At 61.9% G+C, this 11,253-nt stretch carries 13 protein-coding genes; 2 read left to right on the top strand and 11 right to left on the bottom strand.

The features are described from left to right. Positions 1-88: 88 nt before the first annotated feature. From LO50_RS06860 to LO50_RS06825, 8 genes are all read right to left on the bottom strand, one after another. Positions 89-589 carry a DUF934 domain-containing protein gene (locus LO50_RS06860; RefSeq protein WP_044314523.1) on the bottom strand — a complete coding sequence of 167 codons (501 nt, stop codon included), beginning with the start codon at positions 587-589 and terminating at the stop codon, positions 89-91. Beyond that, a complete protein-coding gene (locus LO50_RS06855; RefSeq protein WP_044314522.1) occupies positions 573-2,231 on the bottom strand; it encodes a nitrite/sulfite reductase in 1,659 nt (552 codons plus the stop codon). The genes LO50_RS06860 and LO50_RS06855 overlap by 17 nt, the downstream gene beginning before the upstream one ends. A gap of 345 nt (positions 2,232-2,576) precedes the next feature. After that, a complete protein-coding gene (locus tag LO50_RS06850; RefSeq protein ID WP_023445301.1) occupies positions 2,577-2,792 on the bottom strand; it encodes a DUF2970 domain-containing protein in 216 nt (71 codons plus the stop codon). 166 nt (positions 2,793-2,958) lie between these two features. Next, positions 2,959-3,489, bottom strand: a complete 531-nt coding sequence (locus LO50_RS06845; protein ID WP_044314521.1) for an Hsp20/alpha crystallin family protein — start codon at positions 3,487-3,489, stop codon at positions 2,959-2,961. A gap of 165 nt (positions 3,490-3,654) precedes the next feature. After that, complete coding sequence (locus LO50_RS06840; protein ID WP_044314520.1) at positions 3,655-4,104, bottom strand: 3-phosphoshikimate 1-carboxyvinyltransferase; 450 nt, start codon at positions 4,102-4,104, stop codon at positions 3,655-3,657. Positions 4,105-4,128: 24 nt separating this feature from the next. Then, the gene (locus tag LO50_RS06835) at positions 4,129-5,445 is read right to left on the bottom strand and encodes a leucine-rich repeat-containing protein kinase family protein (RefSeq protein ID WP_044314519.1); all 1,317 of its coding nucleotides are present in this window, start codon (positions 5,443-5,445) and stop codon (positions 4,129-4,131) included. An 82-nt stretch (positions 5,446-5,527) separates the two neighbouring features. Next, on the bottom strand, positions 5,528-6,568 hold the full coding sequence (locus LO50_RS06830) for an RNA methyltransferase (protein ID WP_044314518.1): 1,041 nt from the start codon (positions 6,566-6,568) through the stop codon (positions 5,528-5,530). 22 nt (positions 6,569-6,590) lie between these two features. Further along, complete coding sequence (locus LO50_RS06825) at positions 6,591-7,739, bottom strand: MFS transporter (protein WP_014820142.1); 1,149 nt, start codon at positions 7,737-7,739, stop codon at positions 6,591-6,593. 331 nt (positions 7,740-8,070) lie between these two features. Here LO50_RS06825 and LO50_RS06820 point away from each other — a divergent pair, with 331 nt between their 5' ends. Next, positions 8,071-8,370, top strand: coding sequence for a DUF1883 domain-containing protein (locus LO50_RS06820; protein WP_003279791.1), 300 nt, complete (start codon positions 8,071-8,073; stop codon positions 8,368-8,370). A 41-nt stretch (positions 8,371-8,411) separates the two neighbouring features. Further along, complete coding sequence (locus LO50_RS06815; RefSeq protein ID WP_044314517.1) at positions 8,412-9,386, top strand: DMT family transporter; 975 nt, start codon at positions 8,412-8,414, stop codon at positions 9,384-9,386. Between the two features lie 13 nt (positions 9,387-9,399). Here the strand turns inward: LO50_RS06815 and LO50_RS06810 are convergent, their stop codons facing one another. The 3 genes from LO50_RS06810 to LO50_RS06800 all read right to left on the bottom strand — a co-directional run bounded on the left by LO50_RS06810 (position 9,400) and on the right by LO50_RS06800 (position 11,233). Further along, on the bottom strand, positions 9,400-9,924 hold the full coding sequence (locus LO50_RS06810; RefSeq protein ID WP_044314516.1) for an AAA family ATPase: 525 nt from the start codon (positions 9,922-9,924) through the stop codon (positions 9,400-9,402). Continuing rightward, positions 9,921-10,484, bottom strand: a complete 564-nt coding sequence (gene pnuC / locus LO50_RS06805; protein ID WP_044314525.1) for a nicotinamide riboside transporter PnuC — start codon at positions 10,482-10,484, stop codon at positions 9,921-9,923. Before pnuC ends, LO50_RS06810 begins: the two co-directional genes overlap by 4 nt. Before the next feature lie 428 nt (positions 10,485-10,912). Further along, complete coding sequence (locus LO50_RS06800) at positions 10,913-11,233, bottom strand: DUF5629 family protein (protein ID WP_014820147.1); 321 nt, start codon at positions 11,231-11,233, stop codon at positions 10,913-10,915. Positions 11,234-11,253 lie beyond the last annotated feature (20 nt).

Genomic DNA, 11,253 nt, shown 5'->3' with positions numbered 1-11,253 from the left:
CGGGGCATTGGATTTACATCTCGTCAGTGCGTTTTCACACGCTCTGAATAGGCGGGCTTTTTATTTGTCGCAATCGACCGGACTGCTATCAACCCTGGCGACGGCGGAACAGCGGGCGCTCATCGTCGGCCGCGGCCTGATAGGTCACCGAAAAGTCCTTCAAGCCTTCCAGTGCGTCGACCGGGTTCCGATCGGCGCGAATGGCGAACGCATCGAAGCCGCAGCGACGCATGTAGAACAGCTGGTCCCGCAGCACATCGCCGATGGCGCGGATCTCGCCTTTGTAGCCGTAGCGCTCGCGCAAAAGGCGGGCACTGGAGTAGTGGCGGCCGTCGGTGAAGCTGGGGAAATTCAGCGCGATGACCTGGAAGTGCGCCAGGTCGTCTGCGATGTCCTCGACCTGCTCGTTGGCATCGAGCCAGACCCCGAGGCCGCCGTCGCGGGCTTTCAGCGCATGGGCATGGTCCAGCCAGAGATGCAGCGGAACGATCAGGTCATCGCTGTTGCACAGGTCGTCGAGCGTCTGCTCTTGGGGCAGCAGGTGCCAGGTTTCATCGACCAGTTGATCGTTCTTAATGATTCGCTGCATAGACGCGCTCCTTGAAGGGATCAATGCCGATGCGGCGGTAAGTGTCGATGAACTGTTCATCTTCGGTACGCTGCTCCACGTAAACGTTGATGATCTTTTCGATCACATCGGGCATCGAGTCCTGAGCGAACGATGGGCCGAGGATCTGGCCGAGGCTCGCGTCACGGCCGGAGCTGCCGCCCAGCGAAACCTGGTAGAACTCCGCACCTTTCTTGTCCACGCCCAGAATGCCGATGTGACCGACATGGTGGTGGCCACAGGCGTTCATGCAGCCCGAGATGTTCAGGTCGATGTTGCCTAGGTCGAACAGGTAATCGAGGTTATCGAAGCGACGCTGGATGGATTCGGCGATCGGAATCGACTTGGCGTTGGCCAGCGAGCAGAAGTCGCCGCCAGGGCAGCAGATGATGTCGGTCAGCAGGCCGATGTTCGGCGTGGCCAGCCCCAGCTCGCGCAGTTCGTGCCAGAGTTCGAACAGCTTGGCCTGCTCGACATCGGCAAGGATCATGTTCTGCTCGTGGGAGTTGCGCACCTCGCCGAAGCTATAGCGATCTGCCAGATCGGCGATGGCCTCGAGCTGCTTGTCGGTGACGTCCCCGGGGGCCACGCCAGTGCTCTTCAGTGAGAGGGTGACTGCCGCGTAACCGGGTTTCTTGTGTGCGACGACGTTGCGTTGGCGCCAGCGGGCGAAGCCCGGATGCTCGGCGTCCAATTGGGCGAGGGCGGCGTCCTGGTCTTCCAGGGTTTTGTACTCGGGATCGACGAAGAACTTGCTGACGCGTTGAACTTCAGTTTCGGTCAGTGTCGTCGGGCCGTCCTTCAGGTGGGCCCATTCGGCCTCGACGCGCTCGGCGAACACTTCCGGCGTCAGTGCCTTGACCAGGATCTTGATACGGGCCTTGAACTTGTTGTCACGACGGCCATAGCGGTTGTAAACCCGCAGGATGGCGTCGAGATAGCTCAACAGGTGCTGCCAAGGCAGAAATTCGTTGATGAAGCTGCCGACGATGGGGGTCCGCCCGAGGCCGCCGCCGACCGAAACACGGAAGCCCAGGTCGCCGGCCTCGTTCTTCACCGCTTCCAGGCCGATATCGTGCACCTCGATGGCGGCCCGGTCGCTGACCGCGCCGTTGACGGCGATCTTGAACTTGCGCGGCAGGAAGGCGAATTCGGGGTGGAAGGTCGACCACTGGCGAATGATCTCGCACCACGGGCGGGGATCGATCAGCTCGTCCTTGGCGACACCGGCGAACTGGTCGGTGGTGGTGTTGCGGATGCAATTGCCGCTGGTCTGGATGGCGTGCATCTGCACGGTGGCCAGCTCGGCAAGAATTTCCGGCACGTCTTCCAACTCGGGCCAATTGAACTGCACGTTGGTCCGGGTACTGATGTGCGCGTATCCCTTGTCGTAATGACGTGCGATCTCGGCCAGCTTGCGTACCTGGGTGGAGGACAGTAGCCCGTAAGGCACGGCTACGCGCAGCATCGGCGCGTAGCGCTGGATGTACAGGCCATTCTGCAGACGCAGCGGGCGGAATTCTTCATCAGCGAGTTCGCCAGCCAGGAAGCGGCGAGTCTGGTCGCGGAACTGCCGGACCCGATCCTCGATGATGTGTTGGTCGTACTGATCGTAAACGTACATAAATGTCCTGTTTTCAGGCTGTCTACAGCATTCGCGCGCACGGCCGCGCACCCATTAAGGGAGGGCGGCACGATACCAGCTCGTGGTTATACGCAAAAGTGATGTTTGGGAATATGTTTAGAACCAAACCAAGCGAAATGGACTTATAACCCGCTGCCCTTGAGCAACGCACAACTGTGGTCTTAACTGCCTCAAAGAAGCTGTCGATATCATCGAACCGCTAGAGGAGAACTTCCGTGAGAAACGAACAGCGCGACAGTGTGGTGGACGCCGCGGCTATCTTCAGTCTGATCATGCTCGCGGTGGGCACCGCGATCTTCTGGGTCAGCCATCAGTAGTAAAAGCTCAGCTCCCTACCAGATAGAGCACCAGTTTCACCAACCCCAGGATCACCAGCACGAACAGAACGGTGAAACCCACGCCGAGAATGATGAAGTGGCTGGGTTTTCCATGGCTGAAATCCCGGGCCCTGTTCTTGCCGCTCTGTACGCCCAGTGCCGCAGCCAGAACGCTGCTCAGCATTTCGCGAAGCGTCAGAGTCTTTTCCTGGTCGTCTTTCATTGGTGTCTCGGACATGACTGCCTCCAATCGCGGTTTCTCCGGAGTCTAGTCGTACAAAGGCATTGCCAGCGCAAAGACTTGATGCGGTAAAGAGAGCCGAGCGAGGCGAGCGCACAGGCTATTTTTGAAAGACAGGACCGGCTGTACGACAAACCGGTCCGTCGCATTACTCTGCCTTGATGGAGATTTTCTTCGTGTTGTCGGCGGTGCCCGGCTGCTTGGGCAATGACAGACGCAATACACCCTTGCCGAACGTGGCGTCGATCTTGTCGCGGTCTACGCCTTCGGGCAGCGCGAAACTGCGTTGGAAGCTGCCGTAGGATCTTTCGGATAGGTGGTAGCCGTCGCGTTCCTCCTTATGATCCTGGCGTTTTTCACCCTTGATGATCAGGCTGTTGCCAGCCAGCTTTACCTCCACATCCTTCTCATCCAGTCCGGGCAGTTCGGCTGTGATCTCGAACGAGTTTTCCTTCTCTACAACGTCCATCGCCTGCATCCGATTGGGGCCACCCTGCCACAGGGGCGAGGTTTCCAGACCATGGCGGCTGAAGGGTAGATGCCAGGGACGTTCAAAGTCGTCGAAGAGCCGATCCACCTGTCGGCGCAGGGTGTCGAAGGGTCGCCAGGGCTCCTGAGACGCCGAAGGCACGTTTTTCTCGTTCGTACTGACTGAAGGCTTTTTCGAAGTATCGTTCATTTCGCAAGCTCCTCATTAGCTAGGGAAGTTCAAAGAAGGACTTTGCTCTGCCAGCTGCAGGACTGCGGATTGAAGCGGATCAACCAATACCCCGTTATCTGTGCGTCATTTAGAGTAGTGCAGGGCTCTGGTCTGCGCACGGTCAGATGGAGCGTTTGGAGACACTCAGATGCTCTCCTTCAGCCAATCCCAAAGCCCTAGCGAGAAGCCCGGGAAAAGATTGATCCCCAGCGCTGACTTGAGCACGTACAGGATCACCAGCCCTACCAATGCAGAAAACAGCAGGAACAAGGTCGCCAATGCAGCCTTGGCCATCAGCGAGAGATTTTGCTGGGGACGGGTCAGGTTTCGCTTGTTGCGACCGGCGACGATTGCGAAGTAATAGCGGTCGCGCCACACCTTTACCGTACCGCGCAGATCGACGCGGTGCTTGACCCATGACCGTGCGCCGAACACCCCACGCAGGGCATCGAGCTGCTCTTCGCTGAAGGATTCACGCAAGTGCTCGGGCAGGCGCTGTTTCAAACCACGGATGAACGGGTCCTGATCGACCACCGCATCCGAGTAGGGTTTAGGGTAGGGCGTATGTTCTTCGTCTGCTTTGGGTGAGTTCATTGCGGGGTCGCTCCGGAAAGCGCGTCAGAGCGCGGCGAGAGTGGTGTGCAACTGACTGAAGTTTGGACGGCCTTCTGGCTGCTCTGACATGCACTGATTCTGTAGCTCGAACAGAGTGTGCCGATGCGAATCGTTTTCGAGGTCTGGGCAGCGTTGCAGCAACTCTTCCAGCAGACAACCGAAAGCGCGCGATTCGATGCGTTGCAGCGCTTGGCCAGTGGCACTGTCCGGCTCGAAGAACGAGGCAGCGCCGAAATCGCTGAGCAGGCATTCGCCCGTTGGGTCGACCAGCAGATTATGGGCGTACAGATCGCCATGCAGGATGCCGCGCTGATGCAGGTGAGCGACCGCCGAGGCGGTGCCACGGGCAATCCGCAGCGCCTGCTCCACGGTAAAGGTTCGATCCTCGGCGTAGCAATCGCGTGTGCAACTGACCAGCGACGGCGGACCAGCCAGTGGCTGGAAGGCCGGCTCGACCAGATTCATCAGCAGACCCGGCGTTTGACCCGGCTGATCGGCCAGCGGCCCGGCAACATCGATCAGGTTCGGATGGGCGCCAGCGGACACGCAGGCTGCCATCTCGCTGTGGGGCAGGCCGTCGCTGGTGACATGGCCCTTGAATAGCTTGGCGGCCATTTGCTTGGGCGACTGTCCGCTCGGCTGCCATGCGGCACGGTAGATGATGCCCGACGCACCCTGGCCCAGTTGCTCGTGCAGGACGACCTGTTCGCGCGGAATCGCCGGTAGCGAATGACGAGCGAGGCTCATCGCTTCGCTGGCGTCGCTGAAGGGGTTGCCGGCAGCGGCCAGCCAGCTGAGTCGCGGCAGTGTCAGCAGCCAGTCGGGCAGCGCTGGCAGGCGGTTGGCGGCGATGCGCAGCAATTCCAGGTTGACGCAATTGGCCAGCGTATCCGGCAACGAAGACAGCTGGTTGCCAGCGAGCATCAGTTTCTGCAAGTGGCGGCAATTGCCAATCTCGTCAGGCAATGCCTGCAGCTGGTTGTCGGTGAGGATCAGCCAGCGCAACGCCGGCGGCAACGCGGCGCCAGGCAGATGGCGGATCTGGTTGGCCTTGAAGCCGATCATCTCCAGCTGCTCGCAGTCGCCGAGGCAGCCCGGCACCTCGGTGAAGAGGTTGTCCGAGCAGAATAGAATGCGCAGCTTGCGCAGGCGGGACAGGTCGGACGGCAGGCTGTTGAGTCGGTTGCCGGAGAGATTCAGTACTTCCAGCGTATCGGCGAGAGCGAAGATCGCCTCCGGAAAATGCTGCAGGTCGACCGAGAGATCGAGACGGCGGATTCCTGTCAGTTCACCACGTTCCAGTTGTTCCAATGTATGCATGCGGCTTGCGCTTTCCTTGCTGTATGAGGCCGGGCGGGCCATCAATCGTATTGCGCTGGGACAGTGACTGCTGCTTGCGGGTTCAGGCCCCGCGATCAACGCGTCGCTTGCGATCGAGCACCTGCTCGGCCCGGGCGCGGAGCTGGCCGCAACCGCCATCGATGTCCTGGCCGGCCGAGTTGCGTACCTTGGTCAACACGCCGCGGCTGTGCAGATAACGCACGATCTGCACGATGCGCTCGCCATCGGGACGCTGATATTCGTCATCTTCCAGACTGTTGTAGGGGATCAGATTCATCACCGCGTACTTGCCCTTGAGCAAGCGCAGGATGCCATCCATCTCATCCTGGTTGTCGTTGATGCCCTTGAGCAGTGTCCACTGGTACTGGATCGGGAATCCGGTCGCGCGGGCGTAGGTTTCGCCGAGGTCGACCAGTTCGTCTGGTGCGATCTGTGGCGCCCGCGGCAGCAGGGCCTGACGCAGCGCCGCATCGGTGCTGTGCAGGGACAGGGCCAGCGCCGGCTTGACCCGCTGCTGCGGCAGGCGCTCGAACACGCGCATGTCGCCGACGGTGGAGAACACCAGATTCTTGTGGCCGATGCCGCCGTCCGTGCCAAGCAGGTCGATGGCCTCAAGGACGTTGTCGAGATTGTGCGCGGGCTCGCCCATGCCCATGAACACCACCTTCTTCACCGGGCGGAAGCGTCGGGCGAGGGCAACCTGGGCGACGATTTCGGCACTGCCCAGCTGGCGCAGCAGTCCGCTCTTGCCGGTCATGCAGAACACGCAGCCCACCGCGCAGCCGACCTGGCTGGACACGCACAGCCCGTCGCGCGGCAGCAGGACGCTTTCCACCATCTGCCCATCGGTCAGCTCCACCAGCAGGCGCGCCGAACCGTCGGCCGCCGGATGTTCGGAACGCAGCCGCGCCAGACCGTCGATCTCGGCGCTCAGCGCCGGCAGCCCTGCGCGCACGCTCAGCGGCAGGAAGTCCTCGGCCTGTTGTTGGCGCCGGCCGACATTGAGCGGCAGGCCCCTGAGCCAGGCACGTGTCATTCGCCCGATATGACGGGGCTTGGCGCCGATATCGGCGAGGCGTTGCTGCAGGTCTGGGATTCGCATAGGGCGCGCATTCTATCCGGGGTCACGCGGTGAAGCGACGGCAGAACGGCACGATGCCGACCAGCAGGACGGCGAGTAGCGCGAAGGCCATGCCCAGCGAGCTGAAATGCGCGACCACGCCCATCATGGCAGGGCCGGCGAGGACTCCGGCGAAACCGATGGTGGTCGCCACGGTGACGGCCAGTTGCACCGGCATGCCGTCCTGCCGGCTCAGGGACGAAATCAGCACCGGCGAGACGTTCGCGCAGCCCAACCCGCACAATCCGTAGCCGATCAGCGCCACGGCCCAGTGTTCGGCGGCCAGGCTCAGGCCGATGCCGAACGCCGCGAGCAACCCGCCAAAGGCGATGACGCGGGCCGTGCCAAGTGCATTGACCAGCGGGCCACCAGCGAAGCGTGCGATGGTCACCATGAGGGCGAAGGCTGCGTAACCTAGGCCGCCTTTGGCCACTTCGAGGCCTTTCTCACCGGTCAGGTAAAGCGCGCTCCAGTCCAGCACGGCGCCTTCGGCCAGATAGACGACAAAGCACATCAGGCCTACGAGCAGCACCACGCCTGTGGGCCGCACGAAGGCAAAGCCGCCGCCCGGCGCACGATTCGGCAGAAAGCCGCGGGCCAGGCCGAGGTTCGCCGCAACGATCAGCCCGATCATCAGAAAGCTGCCGATCTCCGGCGCCAGGCCGAGGGTCAGCAGGCCGGTGAGCATCAGTGCGCCGCTGATGGCGCCAAGGCTGTACATGCCGTGGAAGTTCGACATCAGTCGACGGCCGACCGCAGTCTCCACCAGCACCGCCTGAATGTTCATGATCACGTCGATGACGCCCAGGCTGCCGCCGAAGCAGAACAGCGCCAGAGCCAGCAACAGCATCGAGTCGGTCAGGGCCATGCCGGCCAGCGCCAACGCCAGAAGCACGACGCTGCACAGCTGCACCGGGCGAATGCCCCAGCGGCTTACCAGCACGCCGGACAGTGGCATCCAGGTCAGCGAGCCGACGCCGATGCAGAGCAGCAAAAGGCCGAACACTGCATCTGTCATCTCTATGCGTTCGCGTACATAGGGCACCAGCGGCGCCCAGACGGACAGGCCGAAGCCGGCCATGAAAAAACCGCAACGGGTTGCGTTGCGCACGATAGTGGCGTCGATCTGAACGGTGTTACGGACCGCAAGCATGGGCGGTATTCCTCGATGAACTGGGTTGGCGATGGGTTGAGTGCGCGGCGAACCGCGTTTCACCACAGGGCCAGCAATCCGGTATCGAAGAGAAACAGCAGTCGGCTTCCCGCGGGCAGGCTTGAAGAGCAGGGGAGTGACGTGCTGGACATGGAAGGAGGGTAGCTGTTGGATAGGTACACAGAGGATACACAACCCGCGCTACTGAACAACCCGCGCGCAGGCCTGGCACGATGGTGCGCCTCCCGCGTGGTTCACAACCGGTCCGATTCGACGGGTGCGCATGCTATCGTTGGCCGCTTTGCCGCCACGTGCGCTGTCGGAGCAGTCGATGAAGTTCATACACCAGCGCGAGCATCTCAACGAGGACGACATCGTCGTCATCGAATGCTCGCAGACCTGCAACATCCGCCTGATGAACGATGCCAATTTCCGCAGTTTCAAGAACGGCGGTCGGCACACCTACCATGGTGGGGCGTTCGATAAATTCCCGGCGAAAATCGTCGTGCCGAGTACCGGCTTCTGGAACATCACCATCGATACGGTCACCCGGCGCCCCATCAGCGTGACGCGCAAACCGAACCTCAGTCACTCGATCAGGGTCATTCGACGGTCCCCCTCGCGTCTGTAATCGTCCCATGGGCTGCGAGACAATTCACAGGGAGCGAGCTTTTGAACCGCAGCCACCATCCGCATGCCATCAACACCAGCCTTGACAACCACACGCCGGAGACGCGCATGAGCGATAGCCGTGGCGGAACCACCCGCGCGCATCTGGGCATGCTGCTCTGGGCGCTATTTGTCGGGTTGTCGTTCCCCGCGGTGGGTTTGCTCACTGACGGCTTGCCGCCTCTGCTGCTGACAGCCATGCGTTTCAGCATTGCGGCATTGGTCCTGGCGCCGCTGGCCTGGAGCCAGAGCGAAGGGCGACCGAGTTGGCGCACGCTGTTGCTATACGCCGCCATGGGGCTATGCCTGGCGGGCTTTTTCGGCACCATGTTCTGGGCGGCCCATCGGGTCAGCGCGCTGTCGATGGCGACGTTGTTCGTCAGCGTGCCGCTACTGGCGTATTGCCTGGGCCGCGGGCTTGGTGTCGAGCAGCCAGCCGGCCGTCTGTTGGCTATCCTGGCGCTTGGTGCGAGCGGGGCGCTTGGGTTGGCATGGGCCGAGAACGGCGGCGATTTCTCCGGCATGCAGCTCGGCCTGGACGAGCTGGGCTTCTTCTTTGGCTGCGTCGCTTCGGCGTTGTACCCGGTGCTCAGCAAATGGGGGCTGGCGAACGGCACGTTGCCGCGGCAGGCGGGTTTACGCACCTTCTGGAGCCTGATCGCCGGCGCGCTGCTGATCGGCCTGATGGGCTTTATCTGGGAGCAACCGGCGTCGCTGCTGCGCATGAACCTGCTGGATCTGCTGCTGGTGACCTACCTCGGCGTTTTTTCCAGCGCCATGACCTTCTTCCTGCAGCAGCGAGCGACATCCGTTCTCACGCCCGGTGCGGTCACGGCCTACAGCTACCTGGTGCCCTTCGTTTCGATGCTGCTGCTGTTCTTCGATCAGCCGGCGCGCATGGGTGTGCACTGGTTGCCGGGTAGCCTGTTGGTCGTGCTTGCCATCGGCCTGTTGTTACGTCGTGACCGCCAGCCATAGGGCTTGCGGCCAGTCATTCGTTTAGCAGAGCACGTGTGTGGGCGATCGCCTGCCGCTCGCGCTCGGTCCAGCAGCCGCTGACCTCGACGAAGGGCTGGTCCCGCTGCACCAACCAGCTGCGACATGCCTGGAAGAAGTCCATCCGTTCGCTGAGATCAGGCTGACAGCGCTGACCGTCGCCATGCCACTCGATTCCCTCGGGCGAGAGCAACAGATGTTGGTGGTAATCCCGCCCCAGCAGTTCATCCTCGAGCCAGGTCGGGCAGTCGCCAAAGAGCGTGCGGCTCCAGAGCATGTTGCTTAGCAGATGGGTGTCGAGAATCAGCAGATGCGGTGCCTGAATTCTCGCGGCGTCTTCCCAGTCCAGCTGGCCACGGGCAATCGCAGGAATGTCGGCAAGCGTCGTGTCGCGTTGCGTATGCTCGATGTAATAGCGTACGTACTCGCCCACCATGGCTCCGCCAAACGTAGTCAGCAGCCGCTGTGCAAACCAGCTTTTGCCGCTGGACTCCGGACCGGTGAGCACCAGCACCTTCATCGCGTCGCCACCAGTGCAGTGCGCCACTCTCGCAGCCCCATGATCGCGAGCCCGGTGAAAAGCGCGTAGAGGCCGGCCGTCAGCCAGTAGCCCTGATAGCTGAAGAAGCCAATGAACAGCACATCCACGACGATCCACAGGAGCCAGCACTGCAGGCGCTTGAGGGCCATCCACAGCTGTGCGAGCAGGCTGAATGCGGTGAGGGTGGCGTCGATCCAGGGAAAGGCGGCCTCGGTGAAGCTCGCCATGGCGCTGCCGAGCAGCAGGCTGCCGAGCGCTGCACAGGCAATGCCTATGGCCACCTCACGCGGGCTGGCGCCGGTCACGGGCCTACCGTGTTCGCCTGCGGCACCTCGCGTCCAGGCCCACCAGCCGTAGAGCTGCATTGCGGCGAAAACACTATGCAGCAACACCTGTGAATACAGCCTGGCGTCGAGGAAAAACCAGGCGTACAGCGACACCATGCCCAGCCCGATCGGCCAGCACCATGGGTTCTGGCGCACCGTCAGCCATACGGCGATTACGCCAAGCAGCGAGGCGATCAGTTCGAGAGACGACATGGTGTGCAACCGGGCTTGCAGACGAGGGGCGCGATCATAGCGGACGTCTCCGCCAATGGCTGCATGTTGTGAGGCGCGCCAGGATTGAACGACGCCGGTATCGGCTGCTCATGGTTGAGGCGAGGGCGCAGCGGGAGGCTGGCCAGGTGTTGAACAATGCCCCGAGGTAATGGAATCGATCCTGAGTGACCCAGGCAATGGCTGGTAGTCGTGGTGGCTTGCGAATATCGGACTGCTTATGAGTGATGCCGGAGCGCGGCACGGCAAGAATCGCAATATTCAATTTCTCCGTGGGCTGGCGATCCTGATGGTGCTTGCTATATCGAACGGCCGCTGATGGAGGGTGCGAACAGTGGCAGCCGCCGGAGAGGGGACGACTGCGAGTTCAATAGCCGTCGCCCGCGCAGGGCGAGGCGGCTAGAGGTGCGTTACTCGTCCTCGCCGCCGATGGCACTGAGGCACTGCAGTCGATGTGGGCCTTCCAGTAGCCAGCTTTCGCCATCGGGCTGGCGCTGGGCTTCCATGATCTGGTTGTAGCTGAACTGCCACTGGCGGCGTGTGCGGCCGTCGACCAGATCGATCGTCAGCAGGATGTCTTCGCTGGCGAATGGCTGATTGGCTTCAGCCGCGGCGTCGGCATCGTCGAGCAGCGCCTCGTTCAGCGCGAATTGCCAGGCATGCAGGTCGTCGATGATCAGCATGTCGGCGGTTTCGAGTTCGTCGATCAGCAGCGGTGTTTCGGATGACATGGTGCAAGCTCCATTGAGCG

Origin of the sequence: Stutzerimonas stutzeri, assembly GCF_000935215.1 — a bacterium.
Taxonomy (GTDB): Bacteria; Pseudomonadota; Gammaproteobacteria; order Pseudomonadales; family Pseudomonadaceae; genus Stutzerimonas.
The sequence above is the reverse complement of the archived record's forward strand: the minus strand, read 5'-3'. Positions and strand labels throughout refer to the sequence as shown.

Coding starts and splice junctions, on each gene's coding strand:
- LO50_RS06850 (WP_023445301.1), bottom strand. CDS start 2,792: ATGAAAGACGACCAGGAAAAGACTCTGACGCTTCGCGAAATGCTGAGC.
- LO50_RS06830 (WP_044314518.1), bottom strand. CDS start 6,568: ATGCGAATCCCAGACCTGCAGCAACGCCTCGCCGATATCGGCGCCAAG.
- LO50_RS06845 (WP_044314521.1), bottom strand. CDS start 3,489: ATGAACGATACTTCGAAAAAGCCTTCAGTCAGTACGAACGAGAAAAAC.
- LO50_RS06840 (WP_044314520.1), bottom strand. CDS start 4,104: ATGAACTCACCCAAAGCAGACGAAGAACATACGCCCTACCCTAAACCC.
- LO50_RS06855 (WP_044314522.1), bottom strand. CDS start 2,231: ATGTACGTTTACGATCAGTACGACCAACACATCATCGAGGATCGGGTC.
- pnuC (WP_044314525.1), bottom strand. CDS start 10,484: ATGTCGTCTCTCGAACTGATCGCCTCGCTGCTTGGCGTAATCGCCGTA.
- LO50_RS06860 (WP_044314523.1), bottom strand. CDS start 589: ATGCAGCGAATCATTAAGAACGATCAACTGGTCGATGAAACCTGGCAC.
- LO50_RS06825 (WP_014820142.1), bottom strand. CDS start 7,739: ATGCTTGCGGTCCGTAACACCGTTCAGATCGACGCCACTATCGTGCGC.
- LO50_RS06800 (WP_014820147.1), bottom strand. CDS start 11,233: ATGTCATCCGAAACACCGCTGCTGATCGACGAACTCGAAACCGCCGAC.
- LO50_RS06820 (WP_003279791.1), top strand. CDS start 8,071: ATGAAGTTCATACACCAGCGCGAGCATCTCAACGAGGACGACATCGTC.
- LO50_RS06810 (WP_044314516.1), bottom strand. CDS start 9,924: ATGAAGGTGCTGGTGCTCACCGGTCCGGAGTCCAGCGGCAAAAGCTGG.
- LO50_RS06835 (WP_044314519.1), bottom strand. CDS start 5,445: ATGCATACATTGGAACAACTGGAACGTGGTGAACTGACAGGAATCCGC.